This is a genomic window from Streptomyces sp. cf386, assembly GCF_900103585.1.
Lineage (GTDB): Bacteria > Actinomycetota > Actinomycetes > Streptomycetales > Streptomycetaceae > Streptomyces.
In genome coordinates this window covers 397,565-418,456 of sequence record NZ_FNHV01000007.1, presented here as the reverse complement: position 1 = coordinate 418,456, position 20,892 = coordinate 397,565, and the positions used below count along the sequence as shown (strand labels likewise).

Below are 20,892 nucleotides of genomic sequence, written 5' to 3'. Positions count from 1 at the left end.
CACTGGTGACCGGATCGGGCATGATGGCGGGGCTTCGCCATCCGTTTGGCGCACCGACACCGCGCAGGAGGCCGTGTGATCCGGGTCCTCGTCGCCGACGACGAGCCGCTCATCAGGGCCGGCATCAGGATGATCCTCACCTCGGCCGACGACATCGACGTCGTCGCCGAGGCGGCGGACGGCCGGGCGGCGGTGGAGACCGCCCGGAGCACCGCGGTCGACGTGGCCCTGCTGGACATCCAGATGCCGGTGATGGACGGGCTGACCGCCCTGGCCGAGCTGGGCCGGGCCGCGCCGGATGTGCGCGTGCTGATCCTGACCACGTTCGGCGAACGCGACAACGTGCTGCGGGCGCTCGGCCACGGCGGCGCGGGCTTCCTGCTGAAGGACTCCGCGCCGCAGGAACTGATCCACGCGGTCCGTGCGGCGGCGGCCGGCAACGCCTATCTCTCCCCGGCCGCCACCCGGCACGTCGTGGACACCCTCGCCTCCCCCGCCGCCACCGCGCGCGGCGACCAGGCCCGCCGCCGTCTCGCCGACCTGACCGCCCGCGAACGCGAGGTACTGGCCCTCCTGGGCGAGGGCCTGTCCAACGCGGACGCGGGCGCCCGGCTGCATATGAGCGAGGCCACGGTGAAGACGTACGTCAGCCGCATCCTGACCAAGCTCGACTGCGAGAACAGGGTCCAGGCGGCCCTGCTGGCCCGGGACGCGGGCCTGGAGCCGAACCGGGGTTGACCGAGGTCAGCGCTCCAGCCGGCCGTTGAACCTGCGGGGCAGCCCCAGCGGGTTGTCGTCGCGCAGCTCCGGCGGAAGCAGTGCCTCGGGGGCGCCCTGGTAGGCGACCGGCCTCATCCAGCGCTCGATCGCCGTACCGCCCACGGAGGTGGACGTCGAGGTCGTCGCCGGGTACGGACCACCGTGATGCTGGGCCGGTGCGACGGCGACACCCGTCGGCCACCCGTTCACCAGCACACGGCCGGCCAGCGGCGTCAGCTCCGCGAGGATCTCCGCCCCGCGCCCCTCACCGGCCGCCTCACCCGCCGAGAGGTGAACCGTCGCCGTGAGGTTGCCGGGCAGCCGGGACAGCACGGCGCGGGCCTGCGCGTCGTCGTCGTAGCGGGCCACCACCGTCACCGGGCCGAAGCACTCCTCCAGGAGCAGGTCGTATGCGCCCTCGCTGGTGAGCTTGTCGGCCGCGACCGAGAGGAATCCGGCGCTGACCGTGTGCTCGCCGCCCGCGCCCGGCGTCACCGGCGACTCCACGTCCGGCAGTTCGGCGCGCTCGGCGACCCCGGCGACGAAGTTATCGCGCATGCGGTGGTCGAGGAGGACACCGGCGTCCGTGTCGCTGACGGCGTCCGTGAGGGACTTGACCAGGCCGTCGCCCGCGGCGCCGGACGGCACCAGCACGAGGCCCGGCTTCACGCAGAACTGTCCGACGCCCAGCGTCATGGACCCGGCAAGACCCGTACCGATCGCCTCGCCGCGCTCGGTCGCGGCGGCCTCGGTGATCACGACCGGGTTCAGCGACCCCAGCTCACCGTGGAAGGGGATCGGCACCGGACGCGCCGCGGCCGCGTCGAAGAGGGCTCGACCGCCTCGTACCGAACCGGTGAAGCCCGCCGCGGCGACCAGCGGGTGCTTGATCAGCTCGATGCCGGCCTCGAAGCCGTGCACGAGCCCGATCACGCCCTCGGGAATGCCGTGCTCGGCGGCGGCCGTACGCAGCACCTTGGCGACCAGCTCCGACAGCGCCGGGTGGTCGGGGTGGGCCTTGACCACGACGGGGGATCCCGCGCCCAGCGCGCTCGCGGTGTCGCCGCCGGCGACGGAGAAGGCGAAGGGGAAGTTGGAGGCCGAGTAGACGGCGACGACGCCGAGGGAGACCTTGTAGCGGCGCAGGTCCGGGATCGGCGGGGTGGCGGTGTCGTCGGGGTGGTTGATGACGACGTCCAGGAAGGCGCCCTCGTCGACGATGTCCGCGAAGGCCCTCAGCTGGTAGCAGGTGCGGGCGAGTTCGCCGGTGAGGCGGACCGGGCCGAGCGCGGTCTCGGCGTCGGCGGCCTCGACGAGCTGGTCCTTGGCGCCCTGGAGGCGGTCCGCGGCGGTGCGCAGGAAGGCCGCGCGGACCGTGCGGTCGGCGAGGGAGCCGCGCGCGTCGTGCGCGGCGCGGACGGCGGCGTCCACCTCCTGGGCTGTGGCCTCCACCGCAACCTGTTCACGCTGCTTCCCGGTTCGGGGGTCGACACTCCAGACTGGTGCTGCTGCCACCGCGGGTCCCTCCACATGTATTGCCGCAGTACGGGGTCATCCACCAGGGTCGTTCGATATACTGAACGCTGTCTCTGATGATGAATATGCTGTCGGAGACTATTTCCCGTCGAACGAAGGGGTCAAGGGCGATGTCGGCTGGCGAGACGGGCGGCGGGGCGCAGGTCAAGTCCGCGGTACGGACGGTTGAACTGCTCGAATACTTCGCCGGACGCCCCGGCATGCACTCCCTCGCGTCGGTCCAGGAGGCCGTCGGATACCCCAAGTCCAGTCTCTACATGTTGCTGCGCACGCTCGTCGAGCTGGGCTGGGTGGAGACGGACGCGACGGGCACGCGGTACGGCATCGGCGTCCGGGCGCTGCTGGTCGGCACGTCGTACATCGACGGCGACGAGGTGGTCGCGGCGGCCCGCCCGACGCTGGACCGCCTCTCGGACGACACCACCGAGACGATCCACCTGGCGCGTCTGGACGGCACGAACGTCGTCTACCTCGCCACCCGCCAGTCCCAGCACTACCTGCGCCCCTTCACCCGGGTCGGCCGCCGGCTGCCCGCGCACTCGACGTCCCTCGGCAAGGCGCTGCTGAGCACCTACACGGACGAGCAGGTCCGCAAGCTGCTCCCGGAGACCCTCCCCGCGCTGACCGAGAACACGATCACCGACCGCGAGAAGCTCATCGAGGAACTGCACCTGGTCCGCGAGCAGGGCTTCGCCGTGGACCGCGAGGAGAACACGCTGGGACTGCGCTGCTTCGGCGTGGCGATCCCCTATCGCACCCCGGCACGCGACGCGATCAGCTGCTCCGTACCGGTGGCGCGGCTGACCCCCGCCCACGAGCAGATGGTGAAGGACGCGCTGTTCGACGCGCGTGACCGGCTGACGCTGGCCACTCGTAGGCTCTGACTCCATGGATGTGCAACTGCGCGCGGTTCACGACAGCGATCTGCCCGTCTTCTACCGGCAGATGAACGACCCGGAGGCCCTGCGCATGGCGGCCTTCACCCCCAAGGACCCGGCGGACCGGGACGCCTTCGACGCCCACTGGGAACGGATCCGGTCCTCGCCGGACGTCCTGCGCACGATCCTGGCCGACGGTGACGTGGTGGGCAGCGCGGCCGTCTACGGGCAGCCGGGCGAGCGGGAGGTGACCTACTGGGTCGACCGCGCGTACTGGGGCCGGGGTGTCGCCACGGCCGCGCTGCGGGGGCTGCTCGCCGAGGTCCCCGAACGCCCGCTGTACGCACGGGCGGCTGCGGACAACGAGGGCTCGCTGCGGGTGCTGGCCAAGTGCGGGTTCCGGGTGACCGCGCGGGCCAGGGGCTTCGCGAACGCGCGGGGCGAGGAGATCGACGAGTTCGTGCTGCATCTGGAGGGCTGACCGGGAGGGCTGGGCCGAGGGGCTCTCCCCCGTCCGGCGGAGACGGATCATCGGCGCGAAGGAGGTGCCCGCCCGGGCCCTCGCGGGAGCGTGGACGCATGACGCAGACACTCGCTCCCGCCCCAGAGACCGAGCACGCCGTCGGTCTCAGCCGGCCCCGTCGCGCCCTGAGAGCCGTCGCCATCGTCTCCTGTGCGCCGTATCTCTCGCTCAAGGCCGCCTGGATCGCGGGGAGTCGGATCGGCATCCCGGACGGCAGCTCCCTGCTGGAGCACCGGGCGAGCGTGGCCGTCGCCAACAGTGTCACGGTGCTCATGGACGCGGCCGTGATCGTGCTCGCGCTGGTGCTGACCCGGCCGTGGGGGCTGCGGGTGCCCGCGTGGCTGCTCGCCCTCCCCGCGTGGGTGGCCACCGGGCTGCTCGCGCCGATCATGGCCGGGTTTCCGCTCCAGGTCGCCGTCGACGCGCTCGGCGGGCCCGCGAACACCACCGCCGCCGGTGGTGAACCGTTCCTCGACGCCTGGGTCTTCGGGGTCGTCTACACCGGGTTCATCGTGCAGGGGCTCACCCTCGGCGCCCTGCTCGTGCTCTACGCCCGTGACCGCTGGGGACGGTTGTGGGAGGGGCGGGTCTGGGAGCTTCCGGTCGGCATCATCGGGGCGGCCCAGCGTGCCGTCGCCGTGGCGGCTGCCGGCTGCGCGCTGCCGCCGCTCATCGTCCATGTGCTGTGGGCGGGCGGTGGCACCGCCGGGCTCGACGAGGCCCACCTCGCCGACCGCACCAGCGGCTTCTACGTCATGGAGGCCCTGTCCGCCGTGTTCCTCGCCATGGCCGTCACCGGCGGTCTCCTCCTCGCCTTCCGGCGCGGCCGGACCCTGCCCGTCCGGCTGCCCCTCGCCCTCGCCTGGGTGGGCTCGGCAGCGACGGTCTGCTGGGCGGCCTGGCTGTCGCTGGCCCCGCTCACGGACATGGCCGACGGCCCGACACCGGTGCTGAGCCTCACCTACGCTGGCCAGATGATCGTCGGCATCCTCGTCGCCAGCCTCGGCGTCCACTTCCTCGCGGAGCGCGCCGCGAGCCGGAAGTCCCGTACGGCGTGAGCAGGTTCGCGCGACTCCTGTTCGGGCGGCGGGCGCGCCGGCGCTGGATCCATCTGATCCTCGGCGGTGCGCTCGCCATGCCGTACGTCTTCGTCGGCCAGCTCGTCGTCGGCCCCGCCACCGACTCCCGGTACGTCTTCAACGACCTGCCCCTGCAACTCCTCTCCTTCGCCGTCGGGTTGCCCCTCGCCACGATCACCGCCGTCCTGTTCCCGCTGACCAGGTCCCTGGAGGCGGGTGCGGTGCGGTCGCTGTGCGGGGTGGACTCCGGCCTGCTCGCCCACGGGCCGGCCCGGTCGCGGGCGGCGAAGGGGCGGGCGGCGGCCTGGTTCACGCTGCATCTCGGGTTCGGCGGGATCATCTCCGGGATGTCGCTGGCGGTGCCGCCGTTCGCCGGTTTCCTCGTCGCGCTGCCGCTGCTGGTCCGGCTGGGCGGCGCCGAACTCGTCGGGCTGCCCGAAGCCCTCGACCACACCTGGGTGTTGGCGCTCGCGCCGGTCGCGGGCGTGGCGACCATGGTGGCGCTCGCCGGCTGCGCGGCCGTCTCCGGCACGCTCCTCGCCCGCTGGGCGCCCGCGCTGCTCGGGCCCACGCCGGAGGACCGGCTCGCGGCGGCCGAGGCGCGCGCCGCCGACCTCGCCGTGCGCAACCGGCTCGCGCGCGAGCTGCACGACTCCGTCGGCCACGCCCTCAGCGCCGTGACCCTCCAGGCGAGCGCGGCCCGCCGGGTCCTGGACAGCGACCCGGAGTTCGTCCGTGAGGCCCTCGCCGCGATCGAGGACACGACCCGGCGCTCGGTCGGCGAACTCGACGCCGTCCTGGGCGTGTTGAGGGAGGGCAACACACCCGGTACGGCCCCGGCGCCCACCCTCGCCACCGACCTGGCCGGCCTGCTGCGTCGCACGCGCGCGGCCGGACTGCGGGTGACGGCCAAGGTCACCGCCGACGGCGAGGCCCTGCCGCCCGTCCTCTCCCGCGAGGCCTACCGGATCGTGCAGGAGGGGCTGAGCAACGCCCTCAAGCACGCCGGTGCCGGGGTGACCGTGCTGCTGCGGATCGAGGTGGCCGACGGGCACCTGGGGATCACCGTCGAGAATCCCGTGGACTGCGCCCGAGAGTGCCGCCCCGGCGGCGGGCACGGCCTGCGCGGCATCGCCGACCGGGCGCGGCTGCTGGGCGGGACGACGGTGGCCGGCGCCGAGCAGGGGACGTGGCGGCTGTACGTGCGGCTGCCGATGAGGGGACCTGTCGACTGCCCGTGAGAGGGACGCGTCGACCGCCCGTGAAAGGACCCCCGACCGCCCATGAAAGGACCCGCATGACGCCCCGCCCGACCATCCGGATCGTCCTCGCCGACGACGAGCGCATGGTGCGCACCGCCCTGCGCGCCATCCTCTCCGCCGAGCCGGACCTGGAGGTGGTCGGGGAGGCGGCGACCGGCGCCGAGGCCGTGTCCGTCGTGCGGGAGCTGCGGCCCGACGTGGTCCTCATGGACGTCCGGATGCCCGAGATCGACGGCATCCGCGCCACCGAGCAGATCCTCGCCACGCTCACCGACCCGCCTCGGATCGTGGTCGTCACGACCTTCGAGAACGACTCCTATGTGTACGACGCCCTGCGCGCCGGGGCCGCCGGGTTCCTGCTGAAGCGGGCGGAGGCCGACGTGCTCGTCCAGGCCGTACGGCTGGTCTCGCACACCGACACCCTGCTGTTCCCGTCGGCCGTACGCGGCCTCGCGGCCGAGCACGCGCGCGCGTGCCCCACGCCTCCGCCCTGGGTGGCGCGGCTCACGGGCCGCGAGAGCGATGTGCTGCGGCTGATGGCACAGGGCCTGACCAACGCGGAGATCGCGCGGCGGATGGAGGTCGGTCCGGCCACCGTGAAGTCGCACGTGGCGGCGGTTCTGGCGAAGACGGGCACCCGGGACCGCACCCAGGCCGTGATCGCCGCGTACGAGGCGGGCTTCATGAACGCTCGATGAGAAAACGGGGCGCAAGGGAACGATTGCCCTCATCCCGCTCGTCTTGTCGAGTGGGATGAACAAGACGATCAGGCGGGTGTCCGTCTTCACGCTGCTGCTGGTGTTCGCTCTGCTGGTCAGGGCGACCTGGGTGCAGTTCTACGAAGGCCAGGCCCTCGCGGACGACAAGCACAACCGGCGGAACACGATCGCGCTGTACAGCGAGCCGCTCGGCAACATCGTCGTGGGCGGCGAGGCGATCACCGGCTCGGCGCGGACGAAGAGCGGCGACCTCGCGTACAAGCGGACGTACACGGACGGCTCGCTCTACGCGGCGGTGACCGGGTACAGCTCGCAGGCATACGGCGCCACCCAGCTGGAGGGCGTCTACCAGGATCTGCTCGACGGAACCGACACCCGCCTGAAGAGCGTGCTCGACACGGTCACCAACAAGCGGTCCGACCCGGGCAACGTGATCACGACGATCGACCCGGATGTGCAGAAGGCGGCGTACGACGCGCTCGGCGACAAGAAGGGCGCCGCCGTCGCGATCGACTCCACCACCGGGAAGATCCTGGCGGTCGCCTCCACTCCGTCGTACGACCCGTCGCGGATCACCACGGGCGACTCGGACGCCTGGAAGGAGCTGACCAAGGACGCCGACAAGCCGATGACGAACCGCGCGCTGCGCCAGCCGCTGCCGCCGGGTTCGACGTTCAAGCTGGTCGTCGCGGCGGCCGCGCTGGAGGACGGGCTGTACTCGTCGGTGGACGACAAGACGGACAGTCCGAACCCGTACGACCTGCCGCAGTCGAGCAGCGACCTGACGAACGAGAACCCGTCCGCCCCCTGTGAGGACGCCTCGATCCGGGTGGCCCTGCAGTACTCGTGCAACAACGTCTTCGGGAAGATGGCCGTCGACCTGGGCCAGGACAAGGTCAGGGCGATGGCCGAGAAGTTCGGCTTCAACGACGAGGAGCAGGACGTGCCGGTGCGGGCGTACACCAGCGTGTACCCCTCGGACATGGACAAGGCGCAGACGGCCCTGTCGGGCATCGGCCAGTTCGACGTCACGGCCACCCCGCTGCAGATGGCCATGGTGTCGGCGGCCATAGCCAACGACGGCAAGCTGGTTTCGCCGCACATGGTGTCCCGCATCACCGACAGCGGTGGGGATGTGTTGGAGAACTACGACGACCGGGCCGGCACGAAGGAGATCGTCAGCTCGGACACCGCGGAGCAGCTCCAGTCGGCGATGCAGACGGTCGTCGAGGAGGGCACCGGCACGAACGCCCAGATCTCGGGCGCGACGGTGGGCGGCAAGACGGGCACGGCCCAGCACGGCGAGAAGAACAGCAAGACGCCGTACGCCTGGTTCACGTCGTACGGGAAGGCCGACGGCAAGGAGGTCGCCGTGGCGGTGGTCGTGGAGCAGTCGGACGCGGCGCGGTCGGAGGTCAGCGGTAACGGGCTGGCCGCCCCCGTGGCCAAGAAGGTGATGGAGGCGGCACTCAAGAGCTAGTTCACTTGACGCCCAGGATCTGCTCGATCGGGTTGATGGCGAAGTACACCAGGAACAGCACCGAGGTCCCCCACATCAGCCAGTGGACCTCCTTCGCCTTCCCCAGCACCGTCTTGATCACGACGTAGGCGACGAACCCGGCCCCGATGCCATTGGTTATCGAGTACGTGAACGGCATGACGGCGATGGTCAGGAACGCCGGGATGGCGATCTCGTACTTGTCCCAGTCGATGTGCTTGACCTGGGTCATCATCAGGAACCCGACGGCGACGAGCGCGGGCGCCGCCGCCTGCAGCGGGACGATGGTGAGCAGCGGGGTCAGGAACAGGGCAAGTCCGAACAGACCACCGGTGACCAGGTTGGAGAAGCCCGTACGCGCGCCCTCGCCGACGCCCGCCGCCGACTCGATGTAGGAGGTGGCGGAGGAAGAGGACGCCGCACCACCGGCCGCCGCCGCGGCGCCGTCGATCAGCAGCACCCGCCCGAGGTTCGGCACCTTGCCCTGCTCGTCGAGGAGACCGGCCTCGGCGCTTACGCCGACGACCGTGCCCATGGTGTCGAAGAAGTCGGACAGGACCAGCGTGAAGATCAGCAGGACGACGGTGATGGCGGTGGTCTGGCCGAACGCGCCGAACAGGCTGAAGTCGCCGATGAGTCCGAAGTCGGGGGTGTCGACCACCTTGTCGGGCCACGCCGGCGTGGTCAGGCCCCAGACCTTGATGTCGGCGATCGAGTTGATGATCATCGCGAGGACCGTCATGGTCACGATGCTGATCAGGATCGCGCCCTTCACCTTGCGCGCGAGCAGGGCGATCGTCAGCAGAACTCCGAGACAGAAGACCAGGATCGGCCACCCGGTGAGCGTGCCGGTGCCGCCCAGCTGAACCGGCACGGTGGTGTTCGCAGCGTCCGGGATGCGGCTGACGAACCCGGCGTCGACGAAGCCGATGAAGGCGATGAACAGGCCGATGCCCACGCTGATCGCCTGCTTGAGCGGTTGCGGGATGGCGTGCATGACGGCCTCGCGCAGCCCGGTGACCACGAGCACGCAGATCAGCAGGCCTTCGAGGACGACCAGACCCATCGCGTCGTCCCAGGACATCAGCGGGGCGATCTGGAAGGCGACGACGGCGTTCAGGCCGAGGCCCGCGGCGAGGGCGAGCGGGAGGTTGCCGCCGACGCCCATGATGATCGTCATGACCGCGGCCACCAGGGCGGTGGCGGTGGTGAGTTGGACGGCATCCAACTGGTGGCCGAACTTGTCCTTCGCGCTGCCCAGGATGATGGGATTCAGGACAAGGATGTAGGCCATCGTGAAGAACGTGGCGAGGCCGCCGCGTATCTCACGGGCGAAGGTGGATCCCCGGTCGGAGATCTTGAAGAACCGGTCGACGCTGTTCACGCCTGGTGGCGTGGCACTTGGCCGGTCGGCCACCTTCTGGGATTCGGACATGGCTCTCGCTCCTTGGTGCCTGACGGATCGGTGTGCGGATGCTGGCTGGATTGTTCCCGCGTTGAACGCGTTTCAGGTTTTCCCCGTGTTACGGAATCAGGGCTGCTCACCGTACGGCCTGCCATACGCCGTTCGAAGCCTCGTACGAACCGCTCGCGCCATCACTGCTACGCTTCCGCATCTCATCCGGATGATCTCCGGAAGATCACATGTCATTCACATGACACACACGCACGCACAGGCAGGAGGGGTCGCCCGTGGGCACGGTCGTCGACGACGCCGCCTCCGTGGAGTTCCACGCCTTCTTCGACCGTCACTACGCCGAACTGTCGCGCCTGGCCCATCTGCTGACGGGCGAGGCGGACGCCGCCGACGATCTGGCGGCGGACGCGCTGCTGGCCCTGTGGCACCGCTGGGACCGGGTCCGCGCGGCCGACCATCCGGTGGCGTACGCGCGCGGGGTGGTGGCCAACCTGGCCCGTACCAGGATCCGCAGCGCGGTCCGGGAGCGGCGGCGGATCGCGCTGTTCTGGTCGCAGCGCGAGGAGAAGACCGAGAACCCGGACGTGGCGGGCGTCGTCGACGTCCAGGAGGCATTGCGTAGACTTCCGTTCCGCAAACGCGCCTGTGTGGTGCTGCGGCACGCCTTCGACCTCTCGGAGAAGGACACCGCGCTCGCTCTGGGCATCTCGGTCGGTACGGTGAAGAGCCAGACCTCGAAGGGGATGGCCGAGCTGCAACGCTTGCTCGGCACCCAGGGAGCTCCGCTCAGGGTGCACGCGGCGGCGATGGCCCGCACCGGGAACGCCGGAGGAAGGAACCGATGATGCGGCGGGACGTGCACGACGAACTGCGCGCCCGGCTGCACGAGGCGGCCGAGACGCACCAGCCCAACCGCGAGCGGATCCTGGCCCGTGTCGAGCGGGGCATGGCGGACCCCTCCGGGCAGCCCCGCCGCGACCACCGGGTGACCCTGCCGCCGGCCTACGGCTGGTTCCGGGTCGTGACCGCGACGGCCGCGGTGGCCGGTGTCCTCGCGGTCGGCGGTTACGCGGTGGCGTCCGCCGTGAAGGACGACACCCCCCAGCAGACGGTGGCCACGTCGCCGACGCCCGCCCCGTCCCCGGACGCCACGAGCCGCGCCCCGGTCCCACCGGCCCCGCCGGCCGACCCGACCCCCGAGGACAGCCCGGACTCCCGCGAGACCACGAAACCCCCGGCGCAGCCCACCACCCCGGTCGATCCGCCCGCCGCCAAGGGCGAGGGGGACGGCCCGCTGTGGTCGGACGGCTCGGTGGATCCGCACAGCAACGACTTCTGGGCGCAGAGCAATCTGACCCTCAAGACGAGCGAGCAACTCACCGCGCTCACCGTCCGGTTGAAGGTCGCCCAGACCGGCGGGGTCACCTCCACCGGCGCCTGGCGCTCACTGCCCGAGGACGACTTCGCGCTCACGGTCGAGGAGAAGGACGGCTTCCTCGTCTACACCTGGGTGCTCAAGGAGGGCCGTACGGTCCGCGCGGGCGAGTGGGTGTTCGCCGGGCAGTACGACCATGAGCGCGGCGGCCGGGACGCGCAGCGTGACAGCTATGCCATGACGGCCACGGCGGGCGGTGAACAGCTGTCCGTGGCAGGCGACTTCGCGGGCCACGACGACAACTCCACTACAGATGAAGGGGATTCGTAAAAGAATCCCGAGCACGCGGCAACCCATCCTTCACCCGGGGGCGACCAAGAGTCGCAACGATCCCCCAGGCAAGGAATCGGGTAATGACAGCACGAGCCGAACAGCGCGTCAGCCACCGCCGCAAGGTCACGAAGCGACGGGCGCTGATCGCCGGAGCCTCCGCTCTCGGCATCACCGGTGCGGCGATCGTCACCACGACGCTCATGTCCACCGCCGGTGCCGCCGCGTCCTGGCCGACACCCAACGGCAGCAAGCCGGTGTCGAAGTCGATCCCGGTGTCGGGCACGTACGACGGCAGGATGGCGAAGTTCTACGGCACCGGCGACCTGGGCGGCAGCGGCCAGGAGGAGGGCCAGGACCCGATCTTCGAGCTGGCCGACGGCGCGGTCCTGAAGAACGTCGTCATCGGCAGCCCGGCCGCGGACGGCGTCCACTGCATGGGCTCCTGCACCCTGCAGAACGTCTGGTGGCTGGACGTCGGCGAGGACGCCGCCACCTTCAAGGGCAAGTCGTCCTCGGCGGTGTACACGGTGTACGGCGGCGGCGCCAGGAACGCCGACGACAAGGCGCTCCAGTTCAACGGCGCGGGCAAGCTCGTCGTCTCCAAGTTCCAGGTGGAGAACTTCGGCAAGCTGGTGCGCTCCTGCGGCAACTGCTCCACGCAGTACAAGCGCACGATCATCATCAACGACGTGGACGTCACCGCGCCCGGCAAGTCGATCGTCGGCATCAACTCCAACTACGGCGACACGGCGGCGCTGCGCAAGATCCGCATCCACGGCGACGGCGGCAAGAAGGTCAAGACCTGCACCCGCTTCGAGGGCAACAGCAGCGGCAAGGAGCCGAAGGAGCTCGGCACCGGACCGGACGGGACCTCCTGCAAGTTCTCCTCGTCCGACATCGCGTACCAGTGAGTCACGGCCGCCCCCACGGCTCCCACACAACCCTCGACGCGTTCCCTCACCAGAGGTTCCCACAAGGGGGACAACCACAGGTTCACGATCGACGTCTGTAGTAGTGAGCGAGCAGTGCGTGAGCGCGTGAGTATTGAGCAGTGCGTGGCCGACGGCCACCTCCTGGACCTGCTGGCCTGAGCCCCCCTCGGTCAGCAGAAGAACGCCCCGCCGGTGACGACCGGCGGGGCGTTCTGTTGGGGGGTTCTCGGTTCTACCGGCTCACAGTTCTAGTGACTCTCAATTCATCGTCGAACCGATCGTGGTCGAGCCGGTGGTGAGGAAGGTGGTCGCCGGCAACGAGCCGTCCGCCTTGCGGGCGCCGTAAGCCGTAGTGGCGTCCGTGGCCTTGAAGGACGGGGTCGCCACGCCGCTGTCCCAGTTGTTGGCCGCCGACACGGTCGACGAACCCAGCTTGGACAGCCCCTTCTTGTTTCCGACCGCGAGATTGCGGGCCAGTCGCGCCTTGCCGGTGGCGAAGTAGAACCCGGTCTCGGCGTTGGAGTACGCGGTGTTGCGGTTGAGGACGATCGCCCCGGTGTTGGAGTTCTCCGTGAAGCCGTGCAGCGTGTTGTCCCAGGCCGCGTTGTTGTTGACCACATGAGCCACCGAGGCGCCCCCGCCGCCCAGCTTGAACCCGTTGCCGTTGCCCTCGAAGGCCGAGTCGCCCCAGCGGTTCTTGCCGTTGCCGAAGGCCCAGGTGTGCTCGATGGTGACCGGCGAGGAGAACTGCCAGAGGTCGATGCCGTCGTCGGAGTTGTTGTAGAGGCGGGCCCCGGTGACCTTGTTCCCCGCCCCGGAGCCGAACTTGATGGCGATCCCGTCGGCGTTCTGGCCGTGCCCGGCCGGGTCGTAGTTGCCGTAACTGTCCAGGTTCTGCACGAGGTTGCCGGTCGTGCCGTCCCCACGCAGGGTGAACCCGGAGTCGCCGTTGTTCGCGGTGACGAGGTTCTTGAAGACGCCGCCCACGGACGACGTGGCGACGAAGCCCTGGGCCGGGGAGTTCTGGAAGGTGAGGTTCTGCACGGTCCAGTAGTCGCCGTAGATCCCGGCCAGCCAGGACCCGTCGGGCAGCTTGGAGCCGTCGATCCTCACCTTCTCGCTGCCGTACGCCTGCAGCGTGATCCGTGCCGAACTCGTGCCGTTCGCCGTGGACTTGAGGGTGGCGGTCGGCTGGTAGGTACCGGCGCGCAGCTGGATGGTCGTACCGGCGACGGCGTTCTTGACGGCCGACTCCAGCTGGGCGGTGCCGGCCACGGTGACCGTCGTCGAGGCGGCCTCGGCACCGCCGCCGGAGAGGCCGAGGTAGACGCCGCCCGCCCCCGCGGAGACGGCCACCGCGGCGGCGATCGAGAGGGTGCGTGTCCTGCGGTGGCGACCGGTGCTCAAACGCACGGGGCGTTCCTTTCCTGGGGGACGAGAGATGCCCTGCAGTGGTCGCCGCGCCGTGCAGAGGTTGCCGCACCTCAGCGAAATCGACCGAAACTTTCGCTGCTCCTCATCCCGCACTCACCGATTGACGTGCTGTTTCCCTCTGGCAACACTCCGAGGGCGCGCACACCGACCAACAGAAACCCCCATACCCCCACACCCCCACACCCCCACAAGGAGCGATATGCGTCCACGCACCCTCCTCGTCGCCTGTCTCTCGCTGCTGCTCGCTCTCCTCACCGCCCCGCCCAGCACCGCCCAGTCAGGAGCACCACCCGTGAAGCAACCCCGGTACGCCGGCTACCTCTTCGCCTACTTCACCGGCGAGGGCACCGCCGACGGCGAGCAGATCCGCTACGCCCTCAGCCGCGGCAACGACCCGCTGCACTGGCGTGAGCTGAACGCCGGGAAGCCGGTCCTGTCCTCCACGATCGGCGAGAAGGGCCTGCGCGACCCGTTCGTGATCCGCTCCCCCGAGGGCGACAAGTTCTACATGATCGCCACCGACCTGCGGATGTACCAGAACAGCAGCGGCAGTTGGGACCAGGTCCAGCGGCACGGCAGCAAGTCGATCATGGTGTGGGAGTCCACCGACCTGGTCCACTGGACCGACCAGCGCCAGGTGAAGGTCTCCCCCGACAACGCGGGCAACACCTGGGCGCCGGAGGCCTACTGGGACGACACCCTCGGCGAGTTCGTCGTCTTCTGGGCGTCGAAGCTCTACGCGGCCGACGACCCCGACCACACCGGATCGACGTACAACAAGATGCTGTATGCGACCACCAAGGACTTCCGCACCTTCAGCGAGCCGAAGGTCTGGGACGACCCCGGCTACTCGGTCATCGACTCGACGGTCGTGCAGCACAAGGGCACCTACTACCGCTACACCAAGGACGAACGGGACCCCGGCTCCTCCAGTCCCTGCTCGAAGTTCATCACCGCGGAGAAGTCGACGAGCCTGACGGACACGTCGTACGACTTCGTGGCCGACTGCATCGGCAGCGGTGCGATGGAGCGTGGCGAGGGCCCGACGGTGTTCAAGTCGAACGCCGAGGAGAAGTGGTACCTGTTCATAGACGAGTACGGCGGCCGCGGCTACGTCCCCTTCGAGACGACCGACCTCGACTCGGGCAAGTGGACGCCGTCGCAGAACTACCAACTGCCCGCAAGTCCCCGGCACGGCACGGTGATCCCGGTGACGCAGGCGGAGTACGACCGGCTGCTGGCCGCGTATCCCGCGAGCGCCGCCTCGGTGATGGACGCGACGGTGACGGACCAGAAGGGGTACGCGATCGTCACCGAGAGCGCCTCGAAGGTCGTCCTGCCGATGCGGCCGGACGCCGACCTGGCGCGCCTGGCACCGAAGCTGTGGGTCGGTGAGGGCGCGACGATCACGCCGCGCTCGGGCACCCGGCGCGACTTCCGCAAGCCGCAGAAGTACACCGTGACGGCGGCGGACGGCGCGAAGCGCACCTGGACGGTCGAGGCGGTCCGGACCGGAAGCCCGGTCCTGCCCGGCCTCAACGCCGACCCGGACGTGCACTACCTGAACGGCGAGTACTGGATCTACCCGACGACGGACGGCTTCCAGGGCTGGAGCGGCACACGGTTCAAGGCGTACTCGTCGAAGGACCTGGTCCACTGGAAGGACCACGGCGTCATCCTCGACCTCGGGCCGGACGTGTCGTGGGCGGACAAGTACGCCTGGGCCCCGGCGATCGCCGAGCGCGACGGCAAGTACTACTTCTACTTCTGCGCCGAGCAGCAGATCGGCGTGGCGGTGGCGGACTCCCCCGCCGGCCCCTTCAAGGACGCGCTGGGCAAGCCGCTGGTCGCCAAGGGCGGTTCACTGAAGGGCCAGATGATCGACCCGGCCGTCTTCACGGACGACGACGGGACGTCGTACCTGTACTGGGGCAATGGTCACGGCTACGTCGTCCCGTTCAACGACGACATGGTGTCGTTCGACGCGTCGAAGGTGCGGGACATCACGCCCGACAACTTCCGCGAGGGCTCCTTCGTGATCAAGCGTCAGGGCACCTACTACTTCATGTGGTCCGAGGACGACACCCGCAGCGAGAACTACCACGTGGCGTACGCGACCGGCCCGTCCCCGCTCGGCCCGTGGACCAAGCGCGGCACGATCCTGCAGAAGCGCCCCGAGTACGGCATCCTCGCCACCGGCCACCACTCGGTGGTGAACACGCCCGGCACGGACGACTGGTACATCGTCTATCACCGGTTCGCCCTGAACGGGCCCGGGAAGCCGGGGGGTGACGGCATGCACCGGGAGACGACCGTCGACCGCATGACGTTCGCGGCGGACGGGGCGATCGAGGCGGTGGTGCCTACGTTGGAGGGGATCAGGCCTGTGCGGCGGTGAGCCCTCGGGTGCCCGACGGGATGCGAAAACGGGGGCTCGGGTTCCCTCCCGTTCGGGCGGTGTCTGTAAAGGATGTGCACGGCATCCGCAAATGAACGCGCGGATGAATCCAGCTTGATCAAAATCCCAATCAACTTGCGATCTCAGCGTGTCAACGTTCCCAGCGCCCGATGATCAAGGTTTGACGTCGGGAAAAACGGGAGGAAAACCAAGTTCGAGCCCGCGCACACGAACCACGGGGCCTTCGACTGGAAGGGCAAGTTCAAGGACGCCAGCCCCAACGACGGGCACAACGTCTACATGCAGGTCAAGGTCGAGGGCTACGACTGGAACCGCTTCAACGGCAAGCAGAAGAAGACCGTCTCGCTGGACAAGCTGGTCTACGACGGTGCCGCGCTGCACACCGATGACGTCTGGGTACGGGCCCGCCGTGACCGGGGCTCGCTGCGCCCCGACAACTGCTCGGGGACGAAGCACTACAGCCGCTAGGCCAGACTGGACGACTTGAACCGTCCAGTCACAGCACACCCTTGGGCCCCGGTCTGACCGCCGGGGCCCTCCGGCTCCCGGGGGACACGATCAGTACCAGTACGTCAGACACATCACACATCCTTTCCGCGAGCGGCATCGAGTTCTCCTACGGCTCCACACCGGCCGTGCGTGACGCCCACCTCGCGCTTGCCCGAGGCGAGGTCGCGGCGATCACCGGGGCGAGCGGTTCCGGCAAGTCCTCGCTGCTCTACTGCCTGGCGGGGGTGCTGCCTCCGTCGCGGGGTCGGATCAGTTTCGAGGGGCAGGCCTACACCGACCTGGACGACGAGGAGATCAGCGCCCTTCGCCGGGAGCGGTTCGGGTTCGTCTTCCAGTACGGCGAGTTGCTGCCCGAGCTGACCATCGAGGAGAACACCGCCCTGCCGCTGCGGCTCGCCGGCCAGCGCAAGCGGCCTGCGCTCAAGGCCGCCGAAGAGGTGCTCGACCGGCTGGGGATCGCCGATCTGCGTGAGCGGCGGCCCTCCCAGGTGTCCGGCGGGCAGAACCAGCGCGTCGCCGTTGCCCGGGCCCTGGTGCACAAGCCCGCTGTCGTGTTCGCGGACGAGCCGACCGGCGCACTCGACAGTGCCAACGCCGATACCGTTCTGAAGGAGTTCCTGGACCTGGCCCGCTCGCAGGGCACCGCCGTGCTTCTGGTGACCCACGATCAGACGGTGGCCGCGCAGGCCGACAGCCGCTACACGATGGCCGACGGCGTGCTCGCCCCCGTGGGAGCGGCGGGATGAGGGAGTTCCTGCTCGGCCTGCGGCTGCTGTTCGGATCCGGCCGAGGCAACCGCGCCCGCTTTGTGCTGATGACCCTGGGCGGGTCACTCGGTGTGTGCTGTCTCGCCCTCGTCCTCACGATCCCGACGATCCTCGATGCCCATGACGGGCGGACCGCCACCCGTGACCCCCGGGTCTACGCCGGTGAGCCGACCGGTCAGCGGAGCCTGGTGCAGGAGTTCCGGGACCCGCACGGCTCCAGGCCGTTCGGTCGGGTCTTCATCGCCTTGGGTACACAGGACACGCCCGCGCCGCCGCCCGGCCTGAGCAAGCTGCCCGGCCCGGGCGAGGTGTACGTCTCCCCCGCCCTGCACGACCAGCTCCAGCGCGAGCCCGGCCTCAAGGGCCTGCTGCCCGGCACGGAGAAGGGTCTGATCGGCGCGGCCGGTCTGACCGACCCCGACGAGCTGTACGCCTACGTCGGCACCACCCGTGCCCAACTCGGCGACGGTGCCCGGGCGTTGAAGAGCTTCGGCAGCGAGTACCCGCCCACCTGGGCCGTCGACCCCTCCACCTTGGAGATCCTCCGCTTCACCCTGGCCACCCTGGTCCTGCTGCCACTCGCCGTCTTCCTGTCGGTGTGCGCCAAGCTGTCCGCCGCCAGCCGCAACCGGCGGCTCGCGGCGCTGCGGCTGCTCGGCCTCAGTGCCAAGGGCACCCAGCGGGTCAACGCCGCCGAGACCGTCGTGGCGGCCCTGCTCGGTGCGGCCCTCGGTCTCGCGGAGTTCTGGCTGCTCAACCAGATCGTCGCCAGGACGGGCCTGCCCGGCCTGAAGTGGTACGCCGCCGACGGTGCGGTCTCGGGGCAGACGATGGCCATCTGCCTGCTCGGGTGCCCGTTGCTTGCCTGGTTCGTCGGCCGGGCGAGCGCCCGGGCGGCGGCCCGGAACCCGCTCGCCACCCGTCGGGTCGCCGCCCCCAGGGCGCCGCGCGTTTGGGGCGGGCTGCTGCTCGCCACCGGCCTGGGAATCGTCGTCGGCTTCAGCGCCACCGGCCTGACCGACCATCCCGCGAGCAGCACCGGCATCAACGCCCTGCTGGTGCCGGCCGGTGTGCTGCTGACCGGGCTCGGTCTGGTCCTGACGCTGCCGCTGCTGTCGTACCTCCTGGCCAAGCGGCTCGCGCGCTCCGGGAACCTCGCCCTCAACCTGGCGATGCGGCGCAACGAGGTCGAGCCCGGCAGCGCGATGCGTGTGGTCACCGGCCTGGTGCTGCTGGTGTTCTCGGCGTCCCTCGCGCAGGGAGTCCTGGTCGAGCTGAGCCAGGTCTCGCGCAGCTCCTCGCCGACCCAGGAATACGGCTTGCAGCTGTCCCAGTTGAACCGGGACCAGCAGCAGCGGCTGCGCGAGATTCCCGGCGTGGACGTGGCTGCCGTCGTCATGGACTTCGACAATGATCTCCAGAGCGACACCGACGACGACCAGGCCACCGCCCTGGTCGCCACCTGCGCCCAGCTCGCCGCGCTGACCCGGCGGGTAGAGGGCTGTGTGGACGGCGAGGTGATGCGCTTGTCGGACCCGAACACCGGGGACGAGCCCTTCAAGGCCTCCACCTACACACTGAAGAAGGACGGCAAGCGCATGACCCTGCGCATCCCGGTGCCGAAGGACACCGTGTTGTTCGCGGGTCAGGGGGTGACGAACCTGCCGGGCACCGGCATCCTCGTGCCACCCGGCAAGCTGCCGCCCGGCGCCGTCCCGGCGTCCGCCACGCTCGTCCTCGCCTCCTCCTCCGACCCGGCGACGGTACGCGCGGTCCTGGACGAGATCGGGGCGATCGCGCCGACGGCCGACGTGGATCCGACGGGCGTCAACGTCGAGGCCCTGCAGCAGCTCACGGTGATCAAGACGCTCCTCGTGCTGGGCATGGTGATGGGTCTGGTCATCGGCGTCGCCGCGTTCCTCGTGTCGGTCACCGACCGGGCCGTGGAACGCCGGTCCCAGGTCACCGCCCTCGCTCTCATCGGAGCCCGGGCCGGCACCTTGCGCACGGTGCAGTGCCTGCAGGTCGTCCTGCCGCTCGCGATCGGCCTGCTGCTGGCCCTGGTCTCGGGCAAGCTGGCCGAGACCGCCTACCTGGTCACGGGCGGCGGCGAGATCTTCTGGGACGGCGCGGGTGTACCCGTGCTGCTGGCCTCCTCCCTCGGCGTCCTCGCCATCGCGATCGTCGGCACCCTCCCCCTGGTAGGCCGCCGCATCGACCCCGAACTGATCCGCCGGGACTGACGGGCCGTACACGACGGAAGCGGGCCGCAGGACGTGATCCTCCGGCCCGCTTCCGTCCGTCACCGACAGCTCAGTCCATCGTCGCCCCGATGGTCGAACTCCCCGTCGTCAGAAAGGTCGTCGCCGGCAGAGTGCCACTGGAACTGCGCGCGTTGTACGTACTCGACGCATCCGTCGACCGGAACGCGGGAGTCGATATCCCGGAGTCCCAGTTGTTCCCGGCCGAGACCACCGACGAGCCCTTGTTCACCTGGCCGCCGCCGTTGCTCACCGCCAGGTTCTTGCCGAGGCGGGCCGCGCCGGTGGCGAAGTAGTAGCCCCACTTGGCGTTGGCGTAGGCGGTGGTGCGGTTGATGACGATGGCGCCCTTGTTGCTGTTCTCGGTGAAGCCGTTGCCGGCGTTGTCCCAGGCGGCGGAGTTGTTGATGACGTGGGCCACGGTCTCGCCGTCGCCGCCCAGCTTGTAGCCGTTGCCGTCGCCCGCGAACGCGGAGTCTGACCAGCGGTTCTTGCCGTTGCCCATGGCCCAGGTGTGCTCGACGGTGACGGGCGAGGAGAAGGACCAGAAGTCCAGGCCGTCGTCGGAGTTGTTGTAGAGGCGGGCCCCGGTGATGAGGTTGCCGGTGCCGGAGCCGAACTTCACGGCGATGCCGTCGGCGTTCTCGCCGTGGCCCGCGGCGTCGTAGTGGCCGTAGGAGTCGATGTTGCGGACCGTGTTGTTGACGGTGCCGTCCCCGGTGAGCGTGAAGCCCGAGTCGCCGCCGTTGATGGTCTTGATGTTGTTCCAGTTGGTGCCGGTGCAGGACTGGCAGACGACCGCGCTGTCCGGGGAGTTCTGGAAGGTGATGCCCGAGACGTTCCAGTAGTCGGCGGTGAGCTTGAAGATCCAGTCGCCGTCGGGGAGCGACGAGCCGTCGATCTTCACGGTCTCCGAGCCGTACGGGGTGAGCGTGATCGGCGCCGAGGACGTGCCGTTGGCCGTGGACTGGAGCGTGGCCGTCGGGTAGTAGGTGCCGCCTCGGACCTGGATGACGGTGCCGGCGGTGGCGTTCTTGAGGGCGTTGGACAGGTCGGTCGAGTTGCTGACGACCACGGTCGCGGCCTGGGCCTGGGTGGGGAGGACGGCCAGACCGGTGCCCAGGGGCAGGGCCGCCAGGGCGGTGAGAGCGATGCGACGACGAGACATGGGGAGCGGTTCCTCTCTCGTG

At 69.9% G+C, this 20,892-nt stretch carries 18 protein-coding genes; 14 read left to right on the top strand and 4 right to left on the bottom strand.

Going from position 1 to position 20,892, the window contains the following annotated elements; all coding sequences use genetic code 11:
• Positions 1 to 75 precede the first annotated feature (75 nt).
• Positions 76 to 738 carry a response regulator transcription factor gene (locus BLU79_RS20605; protein ID WP_093907281.1) on the top strand — a complete coding sequence of 221 codons (663 nt, stop codon included), beginning with the start codon at positions 76 to 78 and terminating at the stop codon, positions 736 to 738.
• Positions 739 to 744: 6 nt separating this feature from the next.
• Here the strand turns inward: BLU79_RS20605 and BLU79_RS20600 are convergent, their stop codons facing one another.
• Complete coding sequence (locus BLU79_RS20600; protein WP_093907280.1) at positions 745 to 2,274, bottom strand: aldehyde dehydrogenase (NADP(+)); 1,530 nt, start codon at positions 2,272 to 2,274, stop codon at positions 745 to 747.
• A gap of 131 nt (positions 2,275 to 2,405) precedes the next feature.
• Here BLU79_RS20600 and BLU79_RS20595 point away from each other — a divergent pair, with 131 nt between their 5' ends.
• The 6 genes from BLU79_RS20595 (at position 2,406) to BLU79_RS20570 (ending at position 8,236) form a co-directional block, all read left to right on the top strand.
• Positions 2,406 to 3,179 (top strand): IclR family transcriptional regulator, encoded by a 774-nt coding sequence (locus tag BLU79_RS20595; protein ID WP_093907279.1) that lies wholly within the window; start codon positions 2,406 to 2,408, stop codon positions 3,177 to 3,179.
• Between the two features lie 4 nt (positions 3,180 to 3,183).
• Positions 3,184 to 3,654 (top strand): GNAT family N-acetyltransferase, encoded by a 471-nt coding sequence (locus BLU79_RS20590; protein ID WP_093907278.1) that lies wholly within the window; start codon positions 3,184 to 3,186, stop codon positions 3,652 to 3,654.
• 98 nt (positions 3,655 to 3,752) lie between these two features.
• Positions 3,753 to 4,754: a hypothetical protein gene (locus tag BLU79_RS20585; RefSeq protein ID WP_093907277.1), complete on the top strand. Its 1,002-nt coding sequence runs from the start codon at positions 3,753 to 3,755 to the stop codon at positions 4,752 to 4,754.
• A complete protein-coding gene (locus tag BLU79_RS20580) occupies positions 4,751 to 6,016 on the top strand; it encodes a sensor histidine kinase (protein WP_093907276.1) in 1,266 nt (421 codons plus the stop codon). The genes BLU79_RS20585 and BLU79_RS20580 overlap by 4 nt, the downstream gene beginning before the upstream one ends.
• A 56-nt stretch (positions 6,017 to 6,072) precedes the next feature.
• A complete protein-coding gene (locus BLU79_RS20575) occupies positions 6,073 to 6,735 on the top strand; it encodes a response regulator transcription factor (RefSeq protein ID WP_093907275.1) in 663 nt (220 codons plus the stop codon).
• A gap of 55 nt (positions 6,736 to 6,790) precedes the next feature.
• Complete coding sequence (locus tag BLU79_RS20570) at positions 6,791 to 8,236, top strand: peptidoglycan D,D-transpeptidase FtsI family protein (protein WP_093907274.1); 1,446 nt, start codon at positions 6,791 to 6,793, stop codon at positions 8,234 to 8,236.
• A gap of 1 nt (position 8,237) precedes the next feature.
• On the opposite strand, the gene BLU79_RS20565 is transcribed toward BLU79_RS20570, so the two are convergent.
• On the bottom strand, positions 8,238 to 9,689 hold the full coding sequence (locus tag BLU79_RS20565; RefSeq protein WP_093907273.1) for an NCS2 family permease: 1,452 nt from the start codon (positions 9,687 to 9,689) through the stop codon (positions 8,238 to 8,240).
• A gap of 257 nt (positions 9,690 to 9,946) precedes the next feature.
• Here BLU79_RS20565 and BLU79_RS20560 point away from each other — a divergent pair, with 257 nt between their 5' ends.
• The 3 genes from BLU79_RS20560 to BLU79_RS20550 all read left to right on the top strand — a co-directional run bounded on the left by BLU79_RS20560 (position 9,947) and on the right by BLU79_RS20550 (position 12,290).
• Entirely contained in the window at positions 9,947 to 10,516 is a 570-nt protein-coding gene (locus tag BLU79_RS20560; protein ID WP_093907272.1) for a SigE family RNA polymerase sigma factor, read from the top strand.
• Positions 10,513 to 11,376, top strand: coding sequence for an anti-sigma factor (locus tag BLU79_RS20555; RefSeq protein ID WP_093907271.1), 864 nt, complete (start codon positions 10,513 to 10,515; stop codon positions 11,374 to 11,376). Before BLU79_RS20560 ends, BLU79_RS20555 begins: the two co-directional genes overlap by 4 nt.
• An 83-nt stretch (positions 11,377 to 11,459) precedes the next feature.
• Positions 11,460 to 12,290, top strand: a complete 831-nt coding sequence (locus BLU79_RS20550; protein WP_093907270.1) for a pectate lyase — start codon at positions 11,460 to 11,462, stop codon at positions 12,288 to 12,290.
• Positions 12,291 to 12,569: 279 nt separating this feature from the next.
• Here the strand turns inward: BLU79_RS20550 and BLU79_RS20545 are convergent, their stop codons facing one another.
• Positions 12,570 to 13,724: a right-handed parallel beta-helix repeat-containing protein gene (locus BLU79_RS20545; RefSeq protein ID WP_093907269.1), complete on the bottom strand. Its 1,155-nt coding sequence runs from the start codon at positions 13,722 to 13,724 to the stop codon at positions 12,570 to 12,572.
• Between the two features lie 220 nt (positions 13,725 to 13,944).
• On the opposite strand from BLU79_RS20545, the gene BLU79_RS20540 reads away from it, so the two are divergent.
• The 4 genes from BLU79_RS20540 (at position 13,945) to BLU79_RS20525 (ending at position 19,684) form a co-directional block, all read left to right on the top strand.
• Positions 13,945 to 16,143: a glycoside hydrolase family 43 protein gene (locus BLU79_RS20540; protein ID WP_093907268.1), complete on the top strand. Its 2,199-nt coding sequence runs from the start codon at positions 13,945 to 13,947 to the stop codon at positions 16,141 to 16,143.
• Between the two features lie 300 nt (positions 16,144 to 16,443).
• The gene (locus BLU79_RS20535) at positions 16,444 to 16,632 is read left to right on the top strand and encodes a hypothetical protein (protein ID WP_093907267.1); all 189 of its coding nucleotides are present in this window, start codon (positions 16,444 to 16,446) and stop codon (positions 16,630 to 16,632) included.
• Between the two features lie 167 nt (positions 16,633 to 16,799).
• On the top strand, positions 16,800 to 17,420 hold the full coding sequence (locus tag BLU79_RS20530; RefSeq protein ID WP_256333394.1) for an ABC transporter ATP-binding protein: 621 nt from the start codon (positions 16,800 to 16,802) through the stop codon (positions 17,418 to 17,420).
• Positions 17,417 to 19,684, top strand: coding sequence for an ABC transporter permease family protein (locus tag BLU79_RS20525; RefSeq protein WP_093907266.1), 2,268 nt, complete (start codon positions 17,417 to 17,419; stop codon positions 19,682 to 19,684). The genes BLU79_RS20530 and BLU79_RS20525 overlap by 4 nt, the downstream gene beginning before the upstream one ends.
• Positions 19,685 to 19,754: 70 nt before the next feature.
• Here the strand turns inward: BLU79_RS20525 and BLU79_RS20520 are convergent, their stop codons facing one another.
• Positions 19,755 to 20,870: a right-handed parallel beta-helix repeat-containing protein gene (locus BLU79_RS20520; RefSeq protein WP_093907265.1), complete on the bottom strand. Its 1,116-nt coding sequence runs from the start codon at positions 20,868 to 20,870 to the stop codon at positions 19,755 to 19,757.
• Between the last annotated feature and the right edge of the window lie 22 nt (positions 20,871 to 20,892).

Coding starts and splice junctions, on each gene's coding strand:
- BLU79_RS20595 (WP_093907279.1), top strand. CDS start 2,406: ATGTCGGCTGGCGAGACGGGCGGCGGGGCGCAGGTCAAGTCCGCGGTA.
- BLU79_RS20590 (WP_093907278.1), top strand. CDS start 3,184: ATGGATGTGCAACTGCGCGCGGTTCACGACAGCGATCTGCCCGTCTTC.
- BLU79_RS20585 (WP_093907277.1), top strand. CDS start 3,753: ATGACGCAGACACTCGCTCCCGCCCCAGAGACCGAGCACGCCGTCGGT.
- BLU79_RS20575 (WP_093907275.1), top strand. CDS start 6,073: ATGACGCCCCGCCCGACCATCCGGATCGTCCTCGCCGACGACGAGCGC.
- BLU79_RS20570 (WP_093907274.1), top strand. CDS start 6,791: ATGAACAAGACGATCAGGCGGGTGTCCGTCTTCACGCTGCTGCTGGTG.
- BLU79_RS20565 (WP_093907273.1), bottom strand. CDS start 9,689: ATGTCCGAATCCCAGAAGGTGGCCGACCGGCCAAGTGCCACGCCACCA.
- BLU79_RS20555 (WP_093907271.1), top strand. CDS start 10,513: ATGATGCGGCGGGACGTGCACGACGAACTGCGCGCCCGGCTGCACGAG.
- BLU79_RS20550 (WP_093907270.1), top strand. CDS start 11,460: ATGACAGCACGAGCCGAACAGCGCGTCAGCCACCGCCGCAAGGTCACG.
- BLU79_RS20540 (WP_093907268.1), top strand. CDS start 13,945: ATGCGTCCACGCACCCTCCTCGTCGCCTGTCTCTCGCTGCTGCTCGCT.
- BLU79_RS20535 (WP_093907267.1), top strand. CDS start 16,444: ATGCAGGTCAAGGTCGAGGGCTACGACTGGAACCGCTTCAACGGCAAG.
- BLU79_RS20525 (WP_093907266.1), top strand. CDS start 17,417: ATGAGGGAGTTCCTGCTCGGCCTGCGGCTGCTGTTCGGATCCGGCCGA.
- BLU79_RS20520 (WP_093907265.1), bottom strand. CDS start 20,870: ATGTCTCGTCGTCGCATCGCTCTCACCGCCCTGGCGGCCCTGCCCCTG.